Source organism: Kutzneria buriramensis (genome assembly GCF_003387475.1).
GTDB lineage: Bacteria > Actinomycetota > Actinomycetes > Mycobacteriales > Pseudonocardiaceae > Kutzneria > Kutzneria buriramensis.
In genome coordinates, this window is sequence record NZ_QUNO01000016.1 from 56,607 (window position 1) to 82,007 (window position 25,401).

At 70.4% G+C, this 25,401-nt stretch carries 23 protein-coding genes; 13 read left to right on the forward strand and 10 right to left on the reverse strand.

What is annotated here, in order from left to right; genetic code table 11:
* Positions 1-5: 5 nt before the first annotated feature.
* Complete coding sequence (locus BCF44_RS38815) at positions 6-794, reverse strand: hydroxypyruvate isomerase family protein (protein ID WP_116179496.1); 789 nt, start codon at positions 792-794, stop codon at positions 6-8.
* A gap of 101 nt (positions 795-895) precedes the next feature.
* Between BCF44_RS38815 and BCF44_RS38820 the strand changes: the two genes are divergently transcribed.
* Genes BCF44_RS38820 through pucL form a run of 4 tightly spaced genes read left to right on the forward strand, consistent with a single transcriptional unit; the run spans position 896 to position 3,065 of the window.
* A complete protein-coding gene (locus tag BCF44_RS38820; RefSeq protein ID WP_116179497.1) occupies positions 896-1,372 on the forward strand; it encodes a helix-turn-helix domain-containing protein in 477 nt (158 codons plus the stop codon).
* Between the two features lie 55 nt (positions 1,373-1,427).
* A complete protein-coding gene (gene uraD / locus BCF44_RS38825; RefSeq protein ID WP_116179498.1) occupies positions 1,428-1,868 on the forward strand; it encodes a 2-oxo-4-hydroxy-4-carboxy-5-ureidoimidazoline decarboxylase in 441 nt (146 codons plus the stop codon).
* Positions 1,865-2,182: a hydroxyisourate hydrolase gene (uraH, locus tag BCF44_RS38830; RefSeq protein WP_116179499.1), complete on the forward strand. Its 318-nt coding sequence runs from the start codon at positions 1,865-1,867 to the stop codon at positions 2,180-2,182. Before uraD ends, uraH begins: the two co-directional genes overlap by 4 nt.
* 4 nt (positions 2,183-2,186) lie before the next feature.
* Positions 2,187-3,065, forward strand: coding sequence for a factor-independent urate hydroxylase (gene pucL / locus BCF44_RS38835; protein WP_116179500.1), 879 nt, complete (start codon positions 2,187-2,189; stop codon positions 3,063-3,065).
* Positions 3,066-3,220: 155 nt separating this feature from the next.
* Here pucL and BCF44_RS38840 read toward each other — a convergent pair whose 3' ends face one another.
* On the reverse strand, positions 3,221-4,099 hold the full coding sequence (locus BCF44_RS38840) for an NAD(P)-dependent oxidoreductase (protein ID WP_116179501.1): 879 nt from the start codon (positions 4,097-4,099) through the stop codon (positions 3,221-3,223).
* A gap of 75 nt (positions 4,100-4,174) precedes the next feature.
* Here BCF44_RS38840 and BCF44_RS38845 point away from each other — a divergent pair, with 75 nt between their 5' ends.
* The gene (locus tag BCF44_RS38845; RefSeq protein WP_116179678.1) at positions 4,175-4,471 is read left to right on the forward strand and encodes an ArsR/SmtB family transcription factor; all 297 of its coding nucleotides are present in this window, start codon (positions 4,175-4,177) and stop codon (positions 4,469-4,471) included.
* A gap of 114 nt (positions 4,472-4,585) precedes the next feature.
* On the opposite strand, the gene BCF44_RS38850 is transcribed toward BCF44_RS38845, so the two are convergent.
* Entirely contained in the window at positions 4,586-6,916 is a 2,331-nt protein-coding gene (locus BCF44_RS38850; RefSeq protein WP_246016058.1) for a ricin-type beta-trefoil lectin domain protein, read from the reverse strand.
* Positions 6,917-7,028: 112 nt separating this feature from the next.
* Positions 7,029-7,682: an HAD family hydrolase gene (locus BCF44_RS38855; protein WP_170217978.1), complete on the reverse strand. Its 654-nt coding sequence runs from the start codon at positions 7,680-7,682 to the stop codon at positions 7,029-7,031.
* 22 nt (positions 7,683-7,704) lie between these two features.
* On the opposite strand from BCF44_RS38855, the gene BCF44_RS38860 reads away from it, so the two are divergent.
* Together BCF44_RS38860 and BCF44_RS38865 are read left to right on the forward strand one after the other, a co-directional pair.
* Complete coding sequence (locus BCF44_RS38860; RefSeq protein ID WP_116179503.1) at positions 7,705-9,285, forward strand: phytoene desaturase family protein; 1,581 nt, start codon at positions 7,705-7,707, stop codon at positions 9,283-9,285.
* 145 nt (positions 9,286-9,430) lie between these two features.
* Complete coding sequence (locus BCF44_RS38865; protein WP_116179504.1) at positions 9,431-9,913, forward strand: RICIN domain-containing protein; 483 nt, start codon at positions 9,431-9,433, stop codon at positions 9,911-9,913.
* 19 nt (positions 9,914-9,932) lie between these two features.
* Here BCF44_RS38865 and BCF44_RS38870 read toward each other — a convergent pair whose 3' ends face one another.
* Genes BCF44_RS38870 through BCF44_RS38880 form a run of 3 tightly spaced genes read right to left on the reverse strand, consistent with a single transcriptional unit; the run spans position 9,933 to position 12,718 of the window.
* Positions 9,933-10,550 (reverse strand): alpha-ketoglutarate-dependent dioxygenase AlkB, encoded by a 618-nt coding sequence (locus tag BCF44_RS38870; protein WP_116179505.1) that lies wholly within the window; start codon positions 10,548-10,550, stop codon positions 9,933-9,935.
* 48 nt (positions 10,551-10,598) lie between these two features.
* Entirely contained in the window at positions 10,599-11,798 is a 1,200-nt protein-coding gene (locus BCF44_RS38875; RefSeq protein WP_211353418.1) for an FAD-dependent monooxygenase, read from the reverse strand.
* Positions 11,795-12,718, reverse strand: a complete 924-nt coding sequence (locus BCF44_RS38880) for an aminoglycoside phosphotransferase family protein (RefSeq protein WP_116179506.1) — start codon at positions 12,716-12,718, stop codon at positions 11,795-11,797. The genes BCF44_RS38875 and BCF44_RS38880 overlap by 4 nt, the downstream gene beginning before the upstream one ends.
* 94 nt (positions 12,719-12,812) lie before the next feature.
* Here BCF44_RS38880 and BCF44_RS38885 point away from each other — a divergent pair, with 94 nt between their 5' ends.
* Entirely contained in the window at positions 12,813-13,826 is a 1,014-nt protein-coding gene (locus BCF44_RS38885) for a GNAT family N-acetyltransferase (RefSeq protein WP_116179507.1), read from the forward strand.
* Between the two features lie 16 nt (positions 13,827-13,842).
* Positions 13,843-15,507 (forward strand): hypothetical protein, encoded by a 1,665-nt coding sequence (locus tag BCF44_RS38890; protein WP_147328790.1) that lies wholly within the window; start codon positions 13,843-13,845, stop codon positions 15,505-15,507.
* On the opposite strand, the gene BCF44_RS38895 is transcribed toward BCF44_RS38890, so the two are convergent.
* Positions 15,486-16,652, reverse strand: coding sequence for a 4-hydroxybenzoate 3-monooxygenase (locus tag BCF44_RS38895; protein ID WP_116179681.1), 1,167 nt, complete (start codon positions 16,650-16,652; stop codon positions 15,486-15,488). The two genes, BCF44_RS38890 and BCF44_RS38895, sit on opposite strands and share 22 nt — an antisense overlap.
* 85 nt (positions 16,653-16,737) lie before the next feature.
* Here BCF44_RS38895 and BCF44_RS38900 point away from each other — a divergent pair, with 85 nt between their 5' ends.
* From BCF44_RS38900 to BCF44_RS38910, 3 genes are all read left to right on the forward strand, one after another.
* Positions 16,738-17,553 (forward strand): IclR family transcriptional regulator, encoded by an 816-nt coding sequence (locus BCF44_RS38900; protein WP_116179509.1) that lies wholly within the window; start codon positions 16,738-16,740, stop codon positions 17,551-17,553.
* Between the two features lie 104 nt (positions 17,554-17,657).
* Complete coding sequence (locus BCF44_RS38905; RefSeq protein ID WP_116179510.1) at positions 17,658-18,470, forward strand: serine hydrolase; 813 nt, start codon at positions 17,658-17,660, stop codon at positions 18,468-18,470.
* A gap of 154 nt (positions 18,471-18,624) precedes the next feature.
* Positions 18,625-20,676, forward strand: coding sequence for an NEW3 domain-containing protein (locus BCF44_RS38910; protein ID WP_147328791.1), 2,052 nt, complete (start codon positions 18,625-18,627; stop codon positions 20,674-20,676).
* A gap of 4 nt (positions 20,677-20,680) precedes the next feature.
* On the opposite strand, the gene BCF44_RS38915 is transcribed toward BCF44_RS38910, so the two are convergent.
* Complete coding sequence (locus BCF44_RS38915) at positions 20,681-21,517, reverse strand: LLM class F420-dependent oxidoreductase (RefSeq protein WP_116179512.1); 837 nt, start codon at positions 21,515-21,517, stop codon at positions 20,681-20,683.
* Positions 21,518-21,564: 47 nt separating this feature from the next.
* On the opposite strand from BCF44_RS38915, the gene BCF44_RS38920 reads away from it, so the two are divergent.
* Positions 21,565-24,144: a fibronectin type III domain-containing protein gene (locus BCF44_RS38920; protein ID WP_116179513.1), complete on the forward strand. Its 2,580-nt coding sequence runs from the start codon at positions 21,565-21,567 to the stop codon at positions 24,142-24,144.
* On the opposite strand, the gene BCF44_RS38925 is transcribed toward BCF44_RS38920, so the two are convergent.
* Positions 24,139-25,233, reverse strand: coding sequence for a hypothetical protein (locus BCF44_RS38925; protein WP_147328792.1), 1,095 nt, complete (start codon positions 25,231-25,233; stop codon positions 24,139-24,141). The genes BCF44_RS38920 and BCF44_RS38925 overlap by 6 nt on opposite strands.
* Positions 25,234-25,401 lie beyond the last annotated feature (168 nt).

Below are 25,401 nucleotides of genomic sequence, written 5' to 3' on the forward strand. Positions count from 1 at the left end.
GAAACTCATTGGTCCTCCTGGAAAGCTTTGAGCCAGCCAAAACTGTCGGCGGTCGCGCCGGTCGGCCGGTACTCGGCGCCGACGTGCCCGCGGTAGCCGCTGGCCGCCAGGGTGGTCAGGTGTCGCAGCAGGTCGAGCTGCCCGCTGCCGGGTTCGCCGCGGCCGGGGGCGTCGGCGATCTGCACGTGGCCGATGCGTTCGACGTGCTTGGTGGTCACGATGTCGAGGTCGTCGCCGTTGACCGCGAGGTGGTAGAGGTCGCAGAGCAGGGCGACGTTGTCCAGCGGCACCCGATCGGCGACGGCGAGCGCGGCCGCCGCGGTCAGCAGCGGGTAGTCCGGCGCGCCGGACAGCGGCTCCAGCACGATCGTGCCGCCGACCGCCTGCACGGCGCTGGCGGCGACGGTCAGGTTGGCGATCGCCAGTTCGTCCTGTTCGGACGGTGATACGCCGGCGATCCGGTTGCCGTACAAGGCGTTGAAGGTGCGGCAGCCCGTTCGGCGCGCGATGTCGACGGCGATCTCCACGCTGGCGTGGAACTCGGCCTGCCGACCGGGCCAGGACACCACGCCGCGGTCGCCGGCGGGCATGTCGCCGGCGAAGAAGTTCAGGCCCACCAGCTCTACGCCGTCGAGGGCGTCGACGAACGCGTCGACCTCGGCCGGGGTCGGGTCGGCGGTGTCGAACGGCCACCAGAACTCCACGGCGTCGAAGCCGGCTTCCTTCGCGGCGCGCGGCCGGTCCAGCAGCGGCAGCTCGGTGAACAGGATCGAGAGGTTGGCGTCGAGAAGCACCGGATCACTCCGATTTCCGTATCGCGGAATTAGTTTTCCGATTAGTGAGAGAGTAGAACGCGCCGCTGCGGCCGGTCAACGGTCGGCGCTACGGTTCGACGGTGGATCTGGAGGCCGAGTTCACCACCGAGCCGTTTCGCGCAGCGCCCGGCGGCGAGCCGCCCGAGCACGCGTCGCGGGCCGCCGAGCAGGCACAACGCGCTGGCCTCGACACCACGCTCGGCCCGTTGGGCACCACCGTGCGCGGCTCGTCGGATCAGGTGTTGGACGCGTTGCCGGAGATCTTCCGCGCGGCGCTGGCCGGCGGCGCGACCCGCGTGACCTTGCGCTTGGGCGTGCCCGGTGGCGACGAGACGACGTCGACCGGAATCGGTTCGCTCGAAAGGGTCATCGCGGAGGTCGAGTCGGAACTCGGGGCACCGCTGCGGGAGTTGTCGCGCGCCGACAAGCAGCGGGCCGTGCGGCTGCTCGAGGAGCGCGGGGCGTTCGAGGTGCGCAAGTCCGTGCCGGCGGTGGCCGACGCGCTGGGCGTCACCCGATTCACCGTCTACAACTACCTGAACCGGTCCCAGCCATGATCGTTTTCAACAAATTGTTGACACGGGTTGGCGGCCGCTTCTACCGTCGCTGGACATGAACCTCGACTTCGACGAGGCGTCGCTCACGGCCTGCCTGGCGGTTCCCCGGTGGGTGCGGACCGTGCTGGACGGCCGCCCGTACGGCACGTCCGAGGAGCTGTTCGCGGTGGCCGAGCGGGCGGCGGCGACGCTGACCGCCGACGAGATCGAGCTCGCGCTGGCCGACCACCCGCGCATCGGCGACAAGACCGGCAGCGCCACGTCCCGGGCCGAACAGTCCGGAGTGGACAACGCCGACGAGTTCCTCGCCGCCAACGTCGCGTACGAGCGGCGGTTCGGCCGGATCTACCTGGTCTGCGCCGCCGGCCGCAGCGGCGTGGAACTGCTGGCGGACCTGCGGGCCCGGCTGGCCAACGACCCCGACACCGAGCTCGCCGTCACCGTGCGGGAACTCGGCAAGATCGCGCTGCTGCGCCTGGCGAAGGTCATCGCATGATCACCACACATGTCCTCGACACCACTTCGGGCCAGCCGGCGCAGGGCGTGCTGGTGCGGCTTGAGGCCGACGGCCGGATCATCGGCGACGGCGTGACCGACGCCGACGGCCGATGCCGAACGCTCGGCCCCGAGCACGTGGCGGCCGGCGTGTACCGGCTGGTCTTCGACACCGACACGTACTTCGCGCGGATCGGGCGCGAGTCGTTCTTCCCCGAGGTGACCGTGACGTTCCGGATCACCGACCCCGACCGGCACCACCACGTGCCGGTCCTGCTGAGCCCCTTTTCCTTCACCAGCTACCGAGGGAGCTGATCGCGTGGCCGTCCACCTTGGGCCCAACCAGTACGGCAAGGCCGAGAACCGCCTGGTGACGGTGTCCCGCAACGGATCCGTGCACACGCTGCGGGACCTCACCGTGAGCACGTCGCTGCGTGGCGACCTCGCGGCGACGCATCTGACCGGCGACAACTCCGGGGTCGTGCCGACCGACACGCAGAAGAACACGGTGTACGCCTTCGCCAAGGAGGCGCCGGTCGGCGAGATCGAGGAGTTCGCGCTGCGGCTGGGCCGGCACTTCGTCGGGTCGTTCGAGCAGATCACCGGCGCGCGGGTGTTGATCGACGAGCACGGGTGGGGGCGGATCGCCGCCAACGACCATTCCTTCGTACGCGGGTCCGACGAGAAGCGGACCACCGCCGTCACCATCGAGGGTTCCCAGGCGTGGGTGGTGTCGGGGCTGCGGGACCTGATCGTGCTGAAGACGACCGGGTCGGAGTTCCACGGGTATCCGCGGGACAAGTACACGACGCTGCCGGAGACGAACGACCGCATCCTGGCGACGGCAGTCAGCGCGCAGTGGCGGTTCTCGTCGCTGGACGCCGACTGGGCGAAGAGCTTCGTCGAGGCCCGGGAGGCCCTGCTGGAGGCGTTCGCCTCGACGCACAGTTTGTCGTTGCAGCAGACGCTGTACGCCATGGGCGAGGCCGTGCTGGCGGCGCGGTCGGAGATCGCCGAGGTGCGGCTGTCGCTGCCCAACAAGCACCACTTCGTGGTCGATCTCAGCAAGTTCGGGCTCGCCAACGACAACGAGGTCTTCTACGCGGCGGACCGCCCGTACGGGCTGATCGAGGGCACCGTCCTCCGCGACGACGCCCCCGACCCCGGCCTAGCCTGGCACACCCTCCCCGCCTTCTAGAACCCCCGCGAGTCGCGCTCTCAGACACACCGAAATGCGGTTTCGTGTAGAAATGAGCCTTGGGTCTCGGTTCTGCACGAAACCGACATTCGGTCTGACGCTGAGCGCGACTCGCGGGGTGGAGGCTGGCGTGAGCTGGGGCTTCTGCCTGAGATCTACATTCGGTGTGTCTGAGCGCGCGACTCGCCGGGGTACAGGACGTCGGCGAGGCGGGCGAGGCCGTCGGTGGCGTGGCCGGCGTCCATTGCCTTGCGGATGAGGTCGAGGCCGGCGCGCAGGCCCGACGCGTCGATGCCGTGGCCTTCGGCGGTTTCCGTGATGTGGGCCAGGCCGGCCTCCGCCGAGGCGATGGTCGACCGGGTCCCCGGGAACTCGCCCTGGTCGAGTTGAGCGGCGAAGCCGGCGACCATGTCAGGCAGCAGGCCGGCCATGGTACGGCCGAACGGCGCCAGGTCGGCGCCGCTGATGCCCTCGGCGCGGGCGAGTGCCAGGCCGTGCACGATGCCGCTGACCGACTGCCAGAACATGTCCAGCAGCGAGACGTCGAAGGCGGCGGCGCGGCCGGGATCCGGGCCGAGGTAGCGGGCGGTGCCACCGAGCGCCGCGAGGGTCTCGGACCACCTCCCGTAGATCGACTCGGGACCGCTGTACAGCGTGAGGGCCGCGGCTGTCCCGATGCTCGGCGTCGGCGTCATGATCGCGCCGGCGAGGTAGTCGGCACCGCGCTCGCCGGCCCACTCCGCCCGAGAGCGGGCCTGGGTCGGCGAGCCGGAGGTCAGGTTGATCACCACGCGGCCGGTGAGGTCGCCGATGGGGTCGAGGACGGCCGCCACGGCGGCGTCGCCCCGTACGCATACGACGGTCAGCTCACCGGCCGCGATCGCCTCGGCCGCAGTCGATGCCCGGGTGGCGCCGTCCGGGGCCGGGGTGCTCGCGGTGCGGCTCCAGGCCGTCGTCCGGTGGCCTGCTGTTACGAAGGCTCTGGTCAGGGCGGTGCCCATCGGCCCGAGGCCGAGGACGGTCACGGCGGTCATCTCTCCCCCTACGGTTTGACGGTTGCACGATCATCAAACCATAAAACCGTCTGCTAGCGTCGGGGCGTGCGTGCGATGTTCCATCCGGCGACGGCCGACCTCAGCCTGCCCTCGGTGATGCACGCGCTGTCCGACCCGGTTCGGCTGGCGATCGTCGCGCAGCTGGCGGCGGCCGGCAGCGATCCGTGCGGGGACGTCGACGTCGACCTGCACAAGTCGACGATCTCCCACCACTACCGCGTGCTACGCGAAGCCGGCGTCACCGTGACCACTGTGGAGGGACGCACCCGGATCGTCCGGCTGCGTCGCGAGGACCTCGACACCCGTTTCCCCGGGCTGCTCGACGCGGTGCTGCGGGCCGTGCAGAACTGAGCCCGGAGGCTCAGTTCCGCACGAAGCCGACATTCGGTGTGACGCTGGGCGGGACTCGCGGGGGTTATGCCTGAGACCTACATTCGGTGTGCCTCAGAGCGCGACTCGCCGGGGTTAGGGGAGGTGCCATTGCTGGTTGGCGCCGGAGTTGCAGTCCCAGATCTCCAGTTGGGTGCCGTTGGTGGTGGAGAAGGCGGGGTCGTCGAGGCACTTGTCGGACTGCTGGCTGTGGAGGCTGCCGTCGGCGGCCTGCGACCACTGCTGGTTGGCGCCGCCGTTGCAGTCCCACAGCTCGACGAGGGTGCCGTTGGCGGTGGCCTGACCGGTGACGTCCATGCACTGCCCGGCGTTCACGAGCGTGCCGTTGCGGACGGTCCACGTCTGGGCGGCGGAGCCGTCGCAGTCGGACAGCACGACCTTGGCCCCGGCCTGGGCGCACTTGCCGGAGATGCCGGAGGTGATGGGGCCGGATCGCGTCGACGAGCCGGTGCCGGGCGTGATGGCGAGGTTGTCGAACTGGTCGGTGGCGTAGCCGACGATGCCGATGCCGGCCTGGCCATTGGTCCACCGGCCGTCGGTCGCGGTGCCGGCGGTGTGGCCATCGACCGAACCGGTGATGGTGGTGCCCTGGAACGTCACCGACAGCGTGTGCCACGCACCGGTGCCGAGGGCGGTGGTGGTGCCGCTGGCCAGGGTGGTCAAGGTGCCGGTGGTGTCGCCGGAAACGATGGACCACGCGCCGGTGTTGCTCACCCGGAAGTAGTACGCGTCCTGGTGGGACTGCGGCCGGGACTGGGCGTTGGCTCGGCCCATGAGCTCGACGGTGCCGGCGCTGGCCAGGCGGACGTCGGCGCTGACGGTGTAGTTGCCCCAGTCCTGATCACCGATCAGCGAGAACGCGTCGGAGTCGTCCTGCCACTCGATCGGACGGATCGGCGCCATCTGGGTGAGGCACTTGCCGCCGCGGCCGACACACGACTGCACCTCGTACGAGCCCTGCATGTCGGACAGGTACTTCGCCTCCGTGCCGGCGGCGTATGACTCGAAACTGTCGTTGTACGGCAAAGAAAGGCCGTGCTGGGCGGGACTGACGGCGGTGCCCTTGCCCTGGCCGGTGGTCGTCGAGATGGTGTAGATCGTGTTCGGCTGGAGGGTGAGCGAGTAGCTGCCGCCGGACGGCGTCAGGTCGGCGCTGTGCTGGAAGTCCGCGCCGCTGCCGAGGTCGGTCGTCCACACGTGCGCGGTGCTCGTCTTCAGGCCGCCGGTGATCGTGAAGCTGACGGGCTGGGCGGCGGTGGCCGTGGTGGTCTCGATGACGGTGCTGTAGTCGTGGCCGTCGGTCAGGGTGACGTAGCTGCCGCTGGTGCCGAGGTATCCGCTGGCGGTGTCGATGAAGTGCCAGCCGGGCTGGGTGAACTGGGTGACCTGCGCGGTGGCCCAGGTGCTCTTGCCCAGGCTGTAGGCCCCCGACCACGGTGACGGCGCGACCGCCAGTCCGACCGTGGAGTACGGCAGGTTGGGGTAGATCGCGGCGATGAGCGGCCAGTTCAGGTAGGCGGTCATCTTGGCGTCGATGTAGCCGCGGGTGATGGACCTGATCAGCGCCGCCGTGCCGGTGTTGATGTCCTGCGAGCCGTTCTCGCTGGCCCACAACTGCTTTCCGGTGGCCAGCGCGTTCGCGGTCGTGCTGCACGAGATCGCGTCGCCGCCGTCGCCGCCGCGGCACGGGTAGTGCGCGCCGACGATGTCCACCGACTTGGCGAAGGTGGCGTCGGTCTTCATGTCGTCGGCGATCTCCCAGCCGGAGTCCGCGCCGACGACCTTCACGGTGCCGAAACCCTTGGCGGCCAACGTGCTGTGCAGGTTCTCGTACCACGCCTTGTCGTAGCCGCGCTCGTTCCAGCCGCCGAGGAAGTTGATCGTCAGCCCGTGCTGTTTGGCGCAGCCCAGCCAGGTCATCAGGTAGTCGACCATGTCCTGGGACCAGAAGTTGCCGCCGCCGATCCAGCCGGGGGCGGCCCAGGCGAGCCCGTACAGCTCGATGTTGGGGTTACGGGCCTTGGCCTGCTCGGCCAGCCACCACTCGTAGCCGCCGTTGCAGTTCACGGCGCCCTTGGTGTGCTCGATGCTCGGCTCGGAGCCGTCCGTGGAGTTGGCGTCGCCGCCGATCTCCAGCTTCAGCACCTGCAGGTCGGCGCCGTAGCCGGGCTTGAACAGGTAGTCGAGGAGCTGGCCACGCTGCGGCTCCGGGTAGTCGGTCAGCAGTCGGGAGTTGCCACCGCCGCCGCTGATCGCGCCGACGCCGTCGTACGTGCGGCCGCCGTGCGTGCCGTCGATCGTGATGGTGGTGGCGGCGCTGGCGGTGGTCGGCCCCGCCAGCGCCACCGCGGTCAGGGCGGCGAGCACCACTGCGCCGATTCTTGTCAGGGGCCAGCTCTTGGCCACGGGTCGTCCCCATTCATCCTGGCACTGTGGCGGCAGCGCTTTGACAACGTTGTCACGTCGTTCGCACCTCCCATGCTGCCGGGCGCTCAGGACCCGAACAAGGTTCACCCGTTCACAGTTGAGAACTCGCCAGTATGAGCGGAACCGCTTCCGCCGCAGTGGAAACGCGGTGAACGGGCTGATCGAGATCCGCCGGCCAGGGCCGATCGCGGTGCACCCAGACGGTGCGCAGACCGGCGGCGTGGCCCCCGGCGATGTCTCCACGCGCGCTGTCACCGGTCATCCAGCCGCCGTCGGCGAGCGACGCGCCGGCGCGGGTCGCGGCGATCTCGAAAAGGCGGACATCGGGCTTCCAGATGTCCTCCGGGCCGGAAATCGCCCAGCCGTCGACGTGGTCGGCGATGCCGGAGCTGGTCAGGGTGTTCGTCTGGACGTCGCCGTAGCCGTTGGTGACGACGCCGATGCGCCAGCCGGCGGCGCGCAGCTCGGCGAGTCCGGCGAGCACACCGTCGTAGACGGGGATCAGCGTCGGCTGGCGATCGCGGTACTGGCCGAACAGCTCGTCCACTGACGCGGCGAGGCCGTAGCGGTCGCGGATCCGGGCGAAGAACTGCTCCTTGGGCACACGCCCGTCACCGTCGGCCTCGACGATCCACTCGGCCTCGATCGGGTCGAGCCCGTGCGCCCCGCAGAACTCGTCGGCCCAGGCCCACAGGCCCACGGCCCGGTCGACCAGCGTTCCGTCGAGATCGAAGAGAGCCAGCACGGGAACGATCTTAGGATGGGGCATGGACTTCGACGCGGTGGTTTTCGGCGCGGGGCACAACGGGCTGGTCGCCGCGAACCTGCTGGCCGACCGGGGCTGGCGGGTGCTCGTCCTGGAGGCGGCTGATCACCCGGGCGGCGCGGTGGTCAGCGCCGAGGTGACCGCCCCGGGGTTCGTCACCGACCTGTGCAGCTCCGGCTTCCCGATGACCGTCGCGTCACCGGTCTTCGCGGACCTCCGCCTCGAACGGCACGGCCTGCGCTGGCGGCACGCGCCGGACGCCCTGGCCCACGTCCTCCCGGACGGCCGCGGCGTGACGTTGTCCCGTGACCTCGACCGGACGGCGCAGTCCGTCGCCGAGTTCGACCCACGCGACGCCGACGCCTGGCGGCGCATGCACGAGCAGTGGTTGACGGTGCGAACTCCGTTGCTGGAGGCCCTGTTCCGGCCGTTCCCGCCGATCGCCCCGGCCGGCCGGCTGGTTCGGGCAGCCGGCACCGCCGAAGCGCTGCGTCTGGCACGGATGCTGACGTTGTCGGCGCGGCAGATGGCGTCCGAGAACTTCACCGGCGAGGGCGCGCGGCTTCTGTTGGGCGGCAACGCGATGCACGTGGACGCCGGCATCGACAACGCTGGCAGCGGCGTGTTCGGCTGGATGCTGGCGATGATCGGCCAGGAACTCGGCTATCCGGTGCCCGAAGGCGGCGCCGGCAAGATCACGGCGGCGCTGGTGCGACGGCTGGAATCCCTTGGCGGGCAAGTGGAATGCGGCCGCCGCGTCACGGAAGTGCTGATCGCCCGCGGCACTGCCGTCGGCGTCCGGGATCACGAGGGCACGGCCATCCGGGCCACCAGGGCGGTGCTCGCGGACGTCGCCGCGCCGCAACTCTACGGCGACCTCGTTGGCGCGGAACACCTTCCGTCCCGGCTGCTCGACGATCTGAAGCGATTCCAGTGGGATCCCGCCACCATCAAGGTGAACTGGGCGCTGTCCGGCCCGATTCCCTGGGCGGCAAAGGAAGCCGCCGGGGCAGCGTTCGTGCACGTCGGCGGCGACATGGACACCATGTCGGGCTGCTGCGCGGACATGGCAATCGGCCGCACGCCGCGCAACCCATTCCTGCTGCTGGGGCAGACCACCACCGCCGACCCGTCCCGCTCCCCCGCCGGCACCGAGTCCGCGTGGGCTTACACCCATGTGCCGCAAGGACAACGCTGGACCAGGGACCGCTCGACGCGGCTCGCGGACAAGATCCAGCAGATCGTCGACAAGCACGCCCCCGGCTTCGCCGACCTGATCATCGGCCGGCACGTGCAGGGCCCGGCGGACTTCGAGGCCGGCAACGCCGGCCTGGTCGACGGCGCGCTCAACGGCGGCACGTCGGTCATCGCCCAACAGCTGATCTTCCGCCCGACGCCGGGGCTGGGCCGTGCTGACACCCCCGTCGACCGGCTCTACCTGGCCAGTTCCTCCGCGCACCCGGGCGGCGGCGTGCACGGCGGTCCCGGCGGCAACGCCGCCCGGGCGGCGATCGCCCGCGACACGTGGGGCGTCGCGTACAAGTCGGCGATCGGCGCCGCCCACCGCCTCATTCACGGTTAGAAAACCTCACATTCACCAAAACCGGTTGTGTATCAGGACATCCGGCAAGACGGGCACGACCTCGCGACGCCCGGGACGGCGACCGCACCGTCCCGGGTAGCGGCCCCCTACGGTCGGCCCTGGGGGAACTCACCGGGAGGTTGCCATGAAACGACTGCTCGCCGTGCTCGCAGCGGCACTAGCGTTCGCCGCCGTCACCGCGACACCGGCGTCCGCCGAGCCGCCGATCCGCGAGATCCACCAGGCCGGCACGCAGAACTGCATCGACGTCGCCGGCGCCGACAAGGCCGACGGTGCCACGATTCTGATGTACCCGTGCACCCACGGGTCGAACGAGCGCTGGCAGTTCCGGTCGACCGGCGACGGCTACTCGCAGGTCATCGCCATGCACAGCGGCAAGTGCCTGGACGTGGCCGGCGGCTCCATAAGCGACTACGCGAACATCATTCAGTACACCTGCGACGGCGGCGATAACCAGCGCTGGCGGTACGTGCAATCGGGTCAGTACCTGAAGCTCCAGGTCAAGCACAGCCAGAAGTACCTGGACGTCCACACCCGCACCGACAATCTGCGGCACGCCGAGCAGGACTACGTCGGCATTCTCCTCGAGGACTATCCCTCGGCCTGACTCACCGCGACCGCAGCGATCAGTGCACGCCCCGTGGCCGGAACTGGACGCTGATCCGCGGCCCGACCGGCCGCGCGGTCTTGGGCACGGAGTGTTCCCACGTGCGCTGACACGTGCCGCCCATGACGATCAGGTCGCCGTGGCCGAGCATGTGTCGGATGCTCTCGCCGCCGCCCCGGGGACGCAGCAGGAGCGCGCGCGGCGCTCCGAGCGACACGATGGCCACCATGGTGTTGTCCACCAGCCGGCCGCTGTTGTCGCCGTGCCAGGCGACGCTGTCGTGGCCGTCGCGGTAGTAGCACATGCCGACGGTGCGGAACGGCTCCCCCAGCTCCGGTCCGTAGTGCTCGGTGAGGGCGGCCATCGCCTGGTCCAGCACGGGATCCGGCAGCGGGACCTGCTCCCGGTAGAAGCACACCAGCCGGGGCACGTCGACGATCCGGTCGTACATCTGGCGGCGCTCGGCGTACCAGGGGACGTGGCCGACGAGCCGCTCGAACAGCAGGTCCGCGCCGGTGAGCCAGCCCGGCAGCACGTCCACCCACGCGCCGTCGGTCAGCTCCGTGCGGCGGACGCGGGTCAGCGGCCCGAGCGTGGGCGCCTCGGCCTGATCGAACAGAGAAGCTTGCAACGCCATACACCCGACACTATCGAACGCCTGTTCGAATAGCCAGCGATTCGAGTCTCAGGCGGTGGCCCCGGAGTCCGGCAGCCCCGCGTAGTCGGGCAGCTCGACGCCGTTGAGCGCGCGCTCGACCAGCGCCATCAGCGCCTCCATGTCGGGCTCCGGGCTCGGCTCGGCGTCCGGCCCGGGTGCCTCGCGGCTCTGCACGTGCAACCGGCCGATCTCCTGGTTGGCCTCGACGAACGACCGCATCCGCGCCTCGTAGGCGGCGAACCCGACCTCCGCGTCCCACCCGGCGGCGGCCAGCTCGCCGGCCAGCAGGTAGGCGCCGATCAGGGCCAGCCCGGTGCCCTGCCCGGACATCGGCGACGAGCTGAACGCGGCGTCGCCGATCAGCCCGACCCGGCCGCTCGACCAGCGGTCCATCACCACCTGCGCGACCTGGTCGAGGTAGAAGTCCGGAGCGTCGTCCAGGTGCGCCAGGATGCGCGGGGTCAACCAGCCGAAGCCGTCCATCCGCTCGCGCAGCAGGCGTTTCTGGGCCTCGACGTCGCGGTGGTCGACGTCGAAGTCGGCCGCTGGGAAGGAGAACATGGCCATCGCCCGGGTGGCGTCCGGGATGGGCCGCAGGCCGGCGGAGCGCCCGGACACCTGGTCCTGGTAGTCGATCACCCAGCGGTCCAGCTCGAACTCGTTGGGCACGCTGTAGAAAGCCAGCACGAGCCCGAGGTGGCGGACGAACTGCTCGCGCGGCCCGAAGACCATCTCGCGCGTCGCCGAGTGCAGCCCGTCCGCCCCGATCACCAGGTCGAAGCGCCGCCGGCCGCCGCCGGCGAAGGTCACGTCGACGCCGCCCGCATCCTGGGTGAGCTCGGCGATCCGGTCGCCGAAGACGTACTCGACGCCGTCGCGGGTGTCGTCGTAGAGCACCTGGGACAGGTCCCCGCGCAGGATCTCGATCTCGGAGATGTACCCGTCGCCGCCGTCGTCCTCCGCGCTGAAGGTCTCCAGCACGTTCCCGTCGACGTCCACGGTGTGCGCGCCGGCGGTCTTGGTGCGGGCCGCGCGCACCGCCGCGTCCAGCCCCATCCGTTGGATGACGTCCTTGGTCACGCCGCGCGCGTCCACCGCCTGCCCGCCCGGGCGCAGCTCGGGGGCCCGCTCCACCACGGTCACCTCGGCTCCCCGGCGGCGCAGCCAGTGGGCCAGCGCCGGCCCCGCGATGCTCGCGCCGGCCACCAACACCTTGGTACCGCTCACTTCGCCCCCTGCTCACCGGTCCCGATCACTGTCCGGATCGTACAGTTGTCGACGATCTCGCCGAGGATGCGACGCGCGTCCATCGCCTCCTCGTCGGTCCGGCCGACGGTCTGAGCGCAGGCGACCAGCGTCTTCCACAGCGCCCACCCGCGGCCGCGCGCCCACGTCGCGTCGTCGACGGCCAGGCGCTCGCGGAACGCCTGCCGGCCTTCGGCGGTGAGCAGCGTCCAGGCAATGGCCAGGTCACAGGACGGATCGCCGACGCCGGAGGTCCCGAAGTCGATCACCGCCGTCAGCGCGCCGCCGTCCACTAGGAGGTTCCCCGGCGCGATGTCGCCGTGGAACCAGACGTCCACGCCGTCCCACGGCGTGTCCAGCGCGGTCTGCCAGATCTCACGGGCCAGGGCGACGTCGACGTGGCCTCCGAGAGCCGTCAACGCGCGCTGCGCCAGCCCGTCGTAGGTGCGCAGGGTCGCGCCGCGGAACCAGTTGTGCTTGCCCGGCTGCGGACCGTCGGCGGTATCGACGCTCTGCAAGGCAGCCAGAAACTCGGCCAGGTCGAGGGCGAAGCGGACGGGGTCCGCGATACGGCCCGCGTCGGCGGGTTCTCCTCGCAGCCATTGGTAGATCGACCACGGGAAGGAGTAGTCCGCGCCGGGCTTTCCCTGTGCCAGCGGCACAGGGATGGGCAACGGCAGTTGTGTGGCGAGCGCCGGCAACCATCGCTGTTCCTTCTCCACTGCCAGGGCGTACTCGGACGCGGTCGGCAGCCGCACCACCATGTCGTCGCCGAGGTGGAAGGTGACGTTGTCCCAGCCGCTCTTGGCGACCGGCCGCACCGGAAGGTCGGCCCACTGCGGGAACTGGTCGCCGATCAGCCGACGCGCCTGCTCGGCGTCGACGGTGATCCGCCGGGGCATGGGACCGAGATCCGGTGTAGTGGTCAACTGCGGGATCCTCGCGTGGTAGGGAGAGTCGAGACCTGGACGATAGATCCTCGGAAGGAGGCGGGCATTGGGAATTCCGCGCGTCAGCCCGTTCGACCCGGACCGTGCAGGCCAGGCGCGGCTGGAGGAGTTCGCCGCGCTGGTGTTGGCCAGCCGGGCCGTGGACTGGCCGGACACCCCGCAGCACGCCACCGCCGAGATGATCATCAGGCGGATGTGTGTCCCGAATCCCGGCGAGGGAGAACGGCTGCGCTGGGCCGCCTACGTCGGCGACCGGATGGCCGGCTTCATGGTTGCCGTCCTTCCCGAGGACGGACATGACGGCGGGGTCGAGCTCACGGTGCATCCCCAGTTCCGCCGGCTCGGCGCCGGCACTGCGTTGCTGCGGACGGTCCTTGCCGTGCTGGGACAACGCGGTCGCGCGACGATCGAGGGCTGGTGGATCGCCGCCGACGGCGTCGGCGAACGCTGGGCTCGGAGACGGGGATTCCGCCGCACCCACGCGACCGTGATCCAGAATCTCTCGCTGCCCGACGCGGATGTGTCGTCGGCGGCCCGAACGCCGGCCGGCTATCGGATCGTGGAGTGGGTGAACCACGCGCCGGAGGAGCTGGTCGTGTCGTACGCCGCCGCGCGCCGGGCGATCGAGGATGCCCCGGTCGGTGAGTCGTCCTTCGCGGCCCCGGACTGGACCGTCGAACGCATCCGCCGCATCGAGGCCGAACAGCGCGAAACCGGCGTCGAGCAACACGTCGTCGTCGCGGTGCACGAGGCGACCGGAGAGGTCGTCGGCTTCACCGAGGTCGAGCTGAGTCCCGCCAGCGAGGACGTCGCCCACCAATACGACACGGCGGTTCTGGCGGCCCACCGAGGTCACGGGCTGGGCCTGCACATCAAGGCGCGCATGGCCGAGCGGCTGCGCGCCGAGCGCCCCGAGATCACCCGCGTCACCACGTCGACCGGCAGCGACAACACACACATGATCCGGGTCAACACCGCGCTCGGCTATGTCGTCTCGCACAACCTGGTCGTGCTGACCGGAGAGGTGGACGCTATTTCGGTTGACGCCGTTGGCGAGTAGCCCGGAATGTGGCGCGGTGCTTCCAGTCGAGGTGTGCGCGGCGTTCGGGGTGGCGGCCGATTCCGCGGTCCGGCTGCCCGGCGGGGCGGGCGAATGCTGGCGCGCCGGCGGGCTTGTGCTCAAGCCCGGTCACAGCCTGGCGGCGGGCTCGTGGCTGGCCGAGGTGTTCGCCGACCTCAGCGGGCCGGGTTTCCAGGTGCCGCGGCCGGTGCGCGCCGCGGACGGTTCGTGGGTGGTCGACGGCTGGGCCGCGTGGACCGCCCTCGACGGCGAGCCGGCCCCGGTCAAGCGCTGGCCGGAACTGGTGACGGCGACTCGCGGGTTCCATGCCGCCCTGGCCGGCGTGCCTGCGCCGCGTTGGGTGGGTCGCCGCCGGGACCGGTGGGCGGTCGCCGATCGCGTGATCTGGGAGGGCGTGAACGTCGACGTCGCACCGGAATTGGCCGATCTGGTCGACGCGCTGATGGCGGCCTGCCGGCCGCTGCGGCTGCCGTCCCAGCTGGTGCACGGCGACATCGCGGGCAACGTCCTGTTCGCCGACGGGCAGCCGCCGGCCGTGATCGACTTCTCGCCGGGGTGGCGGCCGGCCGGTTATGCGCTGGCGGTGGCGGCGGTCGACGTCCTGGCGTGGTCGGCCGCGCCGCCCGACATCCTCGACGAGCTCGCCGACGACGAGGAGATCGATCAGCTCCTGCTCCGCGCCCTGGCGTGGCGCCTCGTCACCGAGTCGCTCGGTCGGACCGACGCGGACAGTCGGCGAGCGGTCCGCCGGGCGAACGAGCCGGTGGTGGACCTGCTGCTGTCCCGCGTCGCCGGCCGGCCCCCGACCATTGCGCCGATCACCGACCGCGACCTCGCCGAGTCGACAAGCCGCCTGCTGGGCTGCGAGATCACCGGCCTGCGGCCGGTCAGTGGCGGTCACAGCCGGGCCGTGACCCGGCTGGCCGATCGAGCCGACGGCGGCACAGTGTTCGCCAAGGCCGGTTCTGAGCTTGAGGTCACGGTGTACGAGGCGCTGAGCGGCAGCTCGTTCCTCCCGAGGCAGTTGGCGGCCACCAGGGAGCCGGTGCCCACGCTCGTGCTGGAGGCGCTGGATCCGAGCGGCTGGGTCCACGAATGGACACCACAGCTGATCGACGCCACCCGCGGCCTGCTGCGCGAGGTGCATGCCCTGACCGTGCCTGGCGTTCCGGCGCTGGGAGCCGTCGCCAATCCGTGGGACGCCATCGCCGCCGATCCGACCCGCCTGCTCCGCATGCTCGTCTGCACCGACGAATGGCTGTCCAAGCATCTGGACACCCTGCGCGCGGCGGCCGCGACCGCGCCGACCGCCGGCGAGAGCCTCATCCACCGTGACGTCCGCGCGGCCAACCTGTGGTGCCAGGGCGGGCGGCTCGTGCTCGTCGACTGGGCGTCGGCGGCGATCGGCGACCCCTGGCTGGACCACCACCTCTGGCTGGTCGCCGTGCACGCCGAGGGTGGCCCCGCCCCGGATGCCGCCGAGGGACCCCACGCGGCCGGTCACGCGGCGTTGATCGCCGGCCAGCAGCCCCTGCTCACGCCGTCACGGGACGCCGATCCGGAGCTGTTCGCCCAGCGTCGCCGGCGACTGGAGGTCGCCCTGTCGTGGGCCGCCCGCCGGCTGGACATCGCGCCGCCCTACCAGGGCAGGCCCACGTAGTTCTCGGCGATGCTGGTCATGGCGGCGGTGCTGCTGACGGTGTAGCGCAGCTGGGCGAGCTGCACCTGGCGCTGGAACGCGTCCGCGCCGGGCATCACATGCAGCATCGACGTCATGGTCCAGGAGAAGGCCTCGGCCCGCCACACGCGGCGCAGCGCGGTGTCCGAATAGGACTCGATGAGTCGGGAGTCGTTGCGCCGGAGCAGTTCCGTCAGGGCCATCGACAGCAGCCGGACATCGGCGACGGCGAGGTTCATGCCCTTGGCGCCGGTCGGCGGCACGATGTGGGCGGCGTCGCCGGCCAGGAACAGCCGGCCATGCCGCATCGGTGTGGCGACGAAGCTGCGCATGGCGGTGATGCCCTTGTCCAGAACCGGCCCCTCCAGCACGGGACTCTCGCCGGCCACGGCCATCCGGGTGTGCAGCTCCGCCCAGATGCGGTCGTCGGGCCAGTTCGCGATGTCCTCGTCCGGGGCAACCTGGAGGTAGAGCCGGGTGATCTCCGGCGACCGCATGCTGTACAGGGCGAACCCACGTTCGTGGTGCGTGTAGGCGATTTCCTCCCGGGTGGGCGCGGCCTTGGCGAGAACGCCCAGCCACGCGAAGGGGTACGTGTGGTCGTAGGCCTCGTGCGGCACGGATTTTCGGCTGACGCCGTGGAAGCCGTCGCAGCCGGCGACGACGTCGCAGACCAGCTCCTGCGGTTGGCCCGCGGAATCCGTGAAGGTGATGCGCGGGCGGTCGGTGTCGATGTCGTGCACGGCGGTGCCGCTCACCTCGAACAGCAGCCGGCCGCCATCGCGGTTGCGGGCGTCGATGAGGTCCTTCACGACCTCCTGCTGCCCGTAGACGGTGACGTTGCGGCCGATCAGCTCCTCGAAGGCGATGCGGTGGTCGGCGCCGTCGAAGCGGAACGAGACGCCGCCGTGCACCAGGCCCTCGCGGTCCATGCGCTCGCCGAGGCCGACCTCGCGGAGCAGGTCGGTGGTGGTGTTCTCCAGGACGCCGGCGCGCACGCGCTGCCGCACGTAGTCCTCGCTGCGCTCCTCGATGACCACGGACTCGATGCCGTTCAGGTGCAGCAGATGCGACAGCAGCAGCCCGGCCGGACCGGCTCCGATGATCCCGACCTGTGTCCGCATGATGCCTCCCTGGTTGCCGGCGTCCAGCATGGAAGCCAGACTGCACGGGGTCACCGCCGGTTTCCGTTGAACGGAAGGATTGGCTCCCGTGCCGCCTCGCACCACCTCGCCGGCCAGCGTCGGGGCGCGGCTGATCGCCGTGCTGGACGCCTTCACCGAGCGGGCGCCGGCGCTGACGTTGTCCGAGCTCAGCCGCCGCACCGAGCTGCCGCTGACCTCCACGCACCGGCTGGTCGGCGAGTTGGTGGCGGGTGGGCTGCTGGAACGCGGCGCGGACGGCAGGTACCGGATCGGGCTGCGGCTGTGGGAGATCGCCTCTCTCGCGCCGCGCGGCGTCGGCCTGCGCGAGAGCGCGCTGCCGTTCCTGGAGGATCTGTACGAGGCGACGCACCAGCACGTGCAGCTCGCCGTGCTGGAGGGCCGGGAGGTGCTGTACCTGGAGCGCATCTCCGGCCGGGACGCCGTGTCGATCATCTCCCGGGTCGGCGGCCGGCTCGCCCCGCACGCCACGGGTGTCGGCGTCGTGCTGCTGGCGCATGCGCCGGTAGAAGTGCAGGAGGCGATCCTCGCCGGGCCGCTGCGGCGGTTCACGCCGAAGACGGTCACGAGGTCATCGGAGCTCCGACGAATTCTGGCCGATGTCCGCCGCGACGGTTACGCGATCACCGACGGCACGGTCGAGACCGTCGCCCTCTCGGTCGCCGCCCCCGTTCGAGGCCCGGCGGACACAGTGGTCGCGGCGATCTCCGTGGTGGTGCCCGCCGCCTCCGCGCAGCCGCGCGAGATCGTGCCGGCGGTGGTCGCGGCGGCGCGCGGCATTTCCCGGGTGCTCGGCGCACCGAGTGCCCGCGATCTCGGCCGCACTGTACGTCGCGAGACCCATCGCCGTGACCTCGCGTTCTGAAACAGTATTGTCACAGCGTCTGTGACAATACCGTCGACTAGGAACGCGCACCCGTTCCACGATTACCGCGACTACCGGGTATGCGAATCCCAGCGAGCCTTGTCATGGGGGTCGCGTCGCTGGCACTCGTGGGCTGTGGTCACGTGCGCGCCACCGGCGGCACCCCTACCGCGGTGTCCCCCGTGGCCGCGGCCACGAGCAGTGCCGACGCCACGACCAGCAGTAATCCGCCCGATCCGGGGGTCGCGGCCGCCGCCGCGGAAGCCGACGGCCAGTTCTCCCTACTGGTGTTCGACCGCGTCGCCGGGCAGGTCGTCGCCAGTCACGAGCCAACGATCCACTATCCCGCGGAATCCGTCGTGAAACTATTCATCGCGATCACGGCACTCGAGGCGGGCGGTGACGAGGAGTCGGTGGTGGATATGCTCGCGCACAGCGACGACGAGATCGCGAACAAATTGTGGACGACCTATGGTGAAACGGCGATCGTGACCGGAATCGCCGCCAAGGCCGGCATGGTGAACACCACCCCGCCGAACGATCCCGGCCGATGGGGCGACACCCAGACCACCGCCGAGGACCTCGTCGCGCTCTACCGGTACATCCTCGACACCGTCCCCGAGCACGTGCGCAGCGTGATCCTGAGAGCGCTGTCCGGCGCCAGCCAGACCGCCGCCGACGGGCTCGACCAGTACTTCGGCATCCCCGACGCGGCGACGGGGTGGCCGTGGGCGGTCAAGCAGGGCTGGGCCTGCTGCAAGCCGAACCGCGTGCTGCACACCACCGGCCTGCTCGGCAAGAACTACCGGTACATCGTGGTCGCGCTCAGCTCGCACGACGACTCCACGACCTGGGAGCAGGTGATCGGCGAGCTGACCGAGGCCGTGCGTTCGGTGGTGTCCACGCTCCGGCAATGAGTCGGCGCGGCCGTCGCCAGTTTCAGCGGGCTGAACAATGATCCGATGTATCAATCAAGACGGTAGGCCTTTTGGCCCAAGTTGACCGGGTCACTGTTGCTTGCAAAGGTTCTCCGGCCTAGGTTTCGCCTCAGTCTCGACGAGGAGGTCGGATGTGTTCCGGGTCTTAGCGGTCGTACCGATGATGCTCGTCGGGCTGGCCACGCCCGCGAACGCGCTCGACAACGGGCTGGCCGCCACGCCGCCGATGGGGTGGAACGACTGGAACGCCTTCGGGTGCAGCGTGGACCAGCAGCTCGTGGAGCAGACCGCGGACACGCTGGTGTCGAGCGGCATGCGGGACGCCGGCTACCAGTACGTGAACATCGACGACTGCTGGGCGCTGCCCAACCGGGACACCACCGGCAACCTGGTGGCCGACCCGGCCAAGTTCCCCGACGGCATCGCCGAGCTCGCCGACTACGTGCACGCGCGCGGCCTCAAGCTGGGCATCTACGAGGACTCCGGCATCCACACGTGCTCCAAGAGCGGCGGCTTCCCCGGCAGCCTGGGCCACGAGCAGCAGGACGCGGACCTCTTCGCGAGCTGGCACGTCGACTACCTCAAGTACGACGACTGCAACGTGCCCGCCGACGGGCAGAACATCCCCTCGACCATCGCCCGCTACGACGCCATGCGGGACGCGCTGGCCGGCAAGGGCATCGTGTTCAGCATCTGCGAGAAGACCGACTTCGGCGTGCCGAACTCGGCGTGGCCGACGGTCGGCAACCTGTGGCGCACCACCGGCGACATCCACGACAACTACAACCGCATGGTGGCCCTGTTCCACACCAACATCACGCTGGCCGACCTGGCCGGGCCGGACCACTGGAACGACCCGGACATGCTGGAGATCGGCAACGGCGGCATGTCGGACGTGGAGTACCGGTCACACTTCGCGCTGTGGGCGGAGATGGCCGCGCCGCTGATCGCCGGCACCGAGGTGCGCACGATGTCGCCGGCCACCAAGGAGATCCTCACCAACCGCGAGATCATCGCGGTGGACCAGGACCCGTCGGGGGCGCAGGGCCGAGCCGTCTCGTCGGCCGACGGCCAGTGGGTGCTGACCAAGCCGCTGGCCGACGGCAGCCGCGCCGTCACGCTGTTCAACGAGACCGACTCCCCCGCCACGATCTCCACCACCGCCACGCAGGTCGGGCTGGGTCGCGCGTTCGACTACCAGGTGCGGGACCTGTTCGCACACACCACGTCCGAGTCCGCCGGCAAGATCACGGCGGCGCTGCCGGCGCACGCGTCGGCGATGTACCGGGTCTCCCCCAACCGGCACCTGGCGCTGCCGCACGTGGTCGTCGGACTCTCCACTGTGGACCCGGCGAACCCGACGTCTGTCACCGCGACCGTCACGAACGACGGGCTGCTGCCGGCGGTCTGGAACCAGCTGCACCTCACGCTGCCCGCCGGCTGGACGGCCCGGCCGTCGCACGACGAGCTGATCCCGGTCGTGCCGTCAGGGCAGAGCCGGTCGATCACCTACCAACTCACGCCGCCGGCCGTGAACACCCCGTTGCCGACCGATCAGCTCGCGGTGTCGTTGAACGGCAGGCAGTCCTTCACCGAGGACGTGCACCGGCCGACGCCCGTGCAGGCGCCGCTGAAGACCTTCGCCGCGGTGGACGGCACCACGCGGCCGCAGTTCGGCGAGCTCGGCGACCGGCTGGCGATCGTCGCCGCCGGCGCGGACGTGTCCGGCACCAACAACCAGTACGGCACGATCTACCGGCCGCAGGGCCTGCCCGCCACCGGCACGGCCACCACCCAGGTGCTGTCCCAGCAGAACCGCAACGCGTCCACCAAGTCCGGCCTGATCGTGCGGAACGATCTGTCCAAGGCGGACAGCTCGGCCGGTTACGTCACGCTGGAAGTGACGCCGAGCAAGGGCATTCAGCTCCAGTGGGACGCCGACGGCAACGGCCAGCTGGAGTCGTCCAGGACCGTGGGCGGCGTGACCGCGCCGGTGTGGCTGCGGATCACCCGTGACGGCACGGCGTTCACCGGGCAGTACTCCGTGGACGGCGCCACCTGGAGCACTGTCGCGACGATCACCGTGCCGTCGGCCACCGGGACCGAGGACGTCGGCGTGTTCACCTCGTCCCACAACAAGTACGTCGACGGCCGGGCCGACTTCGGCTCGTTCGCCGCCGGCTGAGGGCCTACTCGCCGTGCAGCTCCGCGACCGCGGTCTCGATCTCGTCCAGCCGCCGCTCGATCGGGCCGCGGCCGGCCGACGGCAGCCAGAACAGGATGCGCCGGAAGCCGGCCGCCTCGTACTTCTCCAGCACCGCCGGCTTGGTCGGGCCGCCCATCAGCACCAGGTCGATCGGCCGGTCGGCCCGGTCCTGGAGCGCCTTGCCGCGGCCGATCAGGTCGTCGGCGCGGCCGGCGTAGTTGGGCATCCAGGCGTCGGCGAAGGCCAGCGCCCGCTCCTCCACGGTCGGCCCGTTGCCGCCGAGCAGGATCGGCGGGTGCGGCCGCTGCGCCGGCTTCGGCCAGGACCAAATGCGCTCGAACTTCACGAACTCGCCGTCGTAGCTGGCCTCGTCGTCGGCCCAGATCCGCTTCATGGCGTCGATCCGCTCGGCCATCAGCCGCATCCGCGTGCGCGGGTCGGTGCCGTGGTTCTCCATCTCCTCACGGTTCCAGCCGGCCCCGACGCCGAACTCCAGCCGCCCGCCGGAGAGGTGGTCGACGCTGGCGACCTCCTTGGCCGTGATGATCGGGTCGCGCTGGTTCACCAGACAGATCCCGCTTCCCACCCGCAGCCTCGTGGTCGCCGCGGCGGCCGCCGTGAGCGCGACGAACAGGTCGTAGGTGTGGGCGTACTTGCGGGGAAGCTCGCCGCCGGCAGGGTAGGGCGTGCGGCGGTCCGCCGGGATGTGGGTGTGCTCCGTGAAGAACAGCGACTCGTGCCCGCGCTCCTCGACCAGCCGCGCGAGCGGCCCGGGGGCGACGGTGTCAGGGGTGGCGAAGACGGCAGCACCGATGTCCATGCGTGCACCGTACGCCGGTCGTTGTGTCATCACGATGTGGAGTGCTCATGAAACGATCAGTCCAACTGGCGGTCGGCGTGGCCGCGGCGGTGGCCTCCGCCGTGGCGCTGACCGCCACCCCGGCTGACGCGTCCGGGCCGCGCGGCTCGGACGTCTACGTGTCCCCGCGCGGGAACGACCGGTTGCCGGGCACGGCGATGCTGCCGGTGCGCACCCTGCAACGCGCCCAGGCCATCGTGCGCGACCGGGCGGCCCACGCCGACGGCGACATCACCGTGCACCTGGCGCCGGGGGTGTTCGACCTGTCGCAGCCCTTGCAGCTGGACGCGCGGGACTCCGGCGTCAACGGCCACCGGGTGATCTGGCAGGGCTCGAACGGCACCGAGATCAGCGGCGGCAAGCAGGTCACCGGCTGGCGGCCGGTGCCGGGACGGCCGGGGCTGTTCGCCGCGCCGGCGCCGAAAGGCCTGGACAACACGCGGCAGCTATACGTCAACGGCGTCCGTGAGCAGCGGGCGCAGGGCACACTGCCGGTGACGCTGACGGCGACCGCGACCGGCTACACCGCGTCCGCGCCGACGATGGCCGGCTGGCGCAACCCGTCCGACATCGAGTTCGTGTATACGGCCGGCGAGGCGCTGTGGAACATCCAGCGCGACGGCCTCGGCCAGTGGACCGAGCCGCGCTGCCCGATCGGGTCCATGAGCGGCACCACGATCACCATGGCCCAGCCGTGCTGGGACAACTCCACCAAGCGGGTGGTGTTCCCGAACATCCCGGGCCGCAGCGTGAACATGGTCGGCCCCTACGACCTGACCAACGGCCGGCAGCCGACATACGTGGAGAACGCGTTCGAGGTGCTGGACACGCCCGGCGAGTGGTACCTGGACCGGTCCGCGCACACCGTCTACTACATGCCGCGGCCGGGTGAGAACCTCCGCACCGCCGACGTCGAGGCGCCGGCGCTGGAACAGTTGGTCACCGCGTCGCACCTCCAGAACGTGTCGTTCCGGGACATCCAGTACTCCTACGCGACCTGGCTGACGCCGTCGTCGCCGGAGGGCTTCTCGGAGATCCAGGCCGGCTACACCAACACCGGCCCCGACGGCTGGGCCGTGCAGGGCCTGTGCCAGTTCGTGCCGGGCGGCACCTGCCCGTACGCGTCGTGGACACCGGAGCCGGGCAACATCTCCGTGACGGACAGCTCCGGCCTCGAGTTCACCGACTCCGTGTTCACCCACCTCGGCGCGGCCGGCCTGCGCCTCGGCGGGAACACGGCGAACACGGTGGTGCGCGGCGACATCTTCACCGACATCTCCGGCAACGGCATCGAGATCGGCGGCGTGGACCAGCCGACCACCGGCAGCACGCACGACGTGCAGGTGCTGGACAACCACCTCTACGGGCTGCCGCGGGAGTTCCACGGCGGGGTGGCGATCATCAACGGCTACAGCCAGCACGACGTGATCTCGCACAACCAGATCGACCACGTGGCGTACTCGGCGATCTCGATGGGCTGGGGCGGCTGGCCGGACAAGATCAAGGTGGCCGCCACGCCGAACAACTCGCACGACAACGTGGTGTCCGACAACCTGATCCACGACTACATGCTGTCGCTGGACGACGGCGGCGCCATCTACACCCAGGGCATCACCGGCAGCTCCATCGAGACCGGCGAGAAGGTGACCGGCAACCTCATCCACGGGCAGTTGGGCCTGGGCAAGGGCATCTACACCGACAACGGCAACACCTACGAGAACGTGGTCGGCAACGTCGTCTACGGGACCGCGTACGCCAATGTCGGCACCGCGCACGTGGACTACCGGGACCAGCTCGGCAACAACGACCCGACGCTGATCCAGGGCAACTACTGGGAGCAGGGCGACAAGGACGGCAACAACAAGGGCGTGATCACCCAGGGCAACCACCTGCTGGACAACCCGGCGGCCGCGCCGAAGTCCATTGTGGACAACGCCGGCCTGGAACCGGCGTACCGGGGTCTGCTGTCGCGGCGGGTCGGCGGCGACGGGCCGCCGGCGCAGCCGACGCGGGTGGGGTCATTCGCCGCCGACGGCAAGGTCTACGTCACCTGGAACCCCAGCTACGCCTTCAACAACGCGCCGCTGGACAGCTACCTGATCACCGCCGGGAACAAGACGGTGAGCATCCCGGCGGCCCAGTTCGACAAGCAGGGCTACGCCGAGGTGGACGGGCTGGCCAACGGAACGTCATATGTGGTCACCGTGCGGGCGCACAACTGCTTCGGCGCAAGCACTCCGTCGCTGCCGGCCGCGGCGGTGACGCCGGGTCCGCTCGCCGGCGTCAAGTCCGACGCGCCGACCGGAACCAAGGCGCTGCCGTCGTCCAGTGCGGTCAGCCTGCACTGGACGCCGCCGGCCAAGATGGGTGACACGCCGATCATCGCGTACGTGATCACCGTGTCGGACGGGCGGACGATCACCGTGAACGGCCGGGACGCCCTGGTGTCGCAGCCGACCGCGAAGGCGATGACCCGTGTGGTCGACAAGCTGTCGCCGGCCACCGCCTACACCTTCACCATCGCGGCCGTCACCGCCGACGGGCCCGGCGCCGCCGTGACCGTCACGGCGACGACAGCCTCCTCATAGCGTCGGCAGCAATCCGGCGACCGGGCTGAGCACCACGCCCAGCACGATCCTCGCCGGGCCGACCAGAACACCCGCCACCACGCTGGCCGTCAGGCACACCGCCCAGGCCGGCGTGGTGGCGCGTTTCCGGGCCAGGTGCACGCCGAACACCATCGCCGCGACCAGGACCGGCGGGCCCACGGCGATCAGCCAGGTGGGCACCGGGCCCAGCGTCACCGGCGAGTTCGGCAGGCCGGAGATCGCGATCGCGCAGGCGGAGAGGGCCACCGTGAAGTCGACGAAATGCAGCAGGACCGGGTCGACGTCGGTGTCGTTGAGGACGTCGGCGCGATACCGGTAGCAGGCGAACAGGAACAGCACCGACACCCCGACGAGGTCGAATGTGATCGCCTCGTCCAGCGTCGGGGCCGGCAGGTTCGCCACGGCCAGCACGATCGTGGCCAGCGCCGTCAGCAGGCCGAGGATGCCCAGCCAGACGCCGCTCACCGTGAGGACCTGCTTCAGCGGCACCCGCCAGCGCTTCTTCGACGTCGCCACGGCGGTGAGGTATGCCATGCCGACCATCGCCGACGTGACCGCCGCGGCCGTGCCGAAGTCACCGTCGAGCAGCGACAGCACCAGGATCGTGTACAGGATCAGCAGCGCCGTGAACGTCAGGAACGCGCCGATGGTGCGGAGCGGTCGCAGGAGTTGGGCGCGCGGGATGCCCAGCAGGAGGCCGAACAGCGTCCAGCAGGCGCACAGCAGCACCCACTGGGTGAGGATCGCCAGCGGCATCACCCCGGCCAGCCGGTCCCTGCCCAGGTAGATCAGCTCGTCCGTCAGCGATTCGGTCTGGTCCGCGCCGTAGAAGCCGTACGCCAGCACCAGCAGCACGGTCGACACCGCCGTCGCCAGTTTGCCCGGGTGCCGCCAGAACTCCTCGTCGATCTGACGCTTGGACCAGCGGGTCAGCGGCTTGCCGACGGCGTAGGCGATGCCGCCGGCGACGACCACCAACAGGGTGATCGCCGCCGTGCGCAGCTGGCCGGGGTCGATGTCCACCCCGGCCTGGCTCAAGAACTGCCCGATGAGGTCGATGTAGTCCACGGCCTTCGGAGCCTCGGCCAAACCGCCTGATACACGTCAGGGAAGGGTTGTCGGCCGACCGACGCAAGGACCGTTCCGGCCACTCCACTCGTTCGGATCAACTTTCTTCCTCTTAAGGCAGATATTCCATGGGAGTAATCGTAACGACCGCGTTCGCGGCCCCGAAGC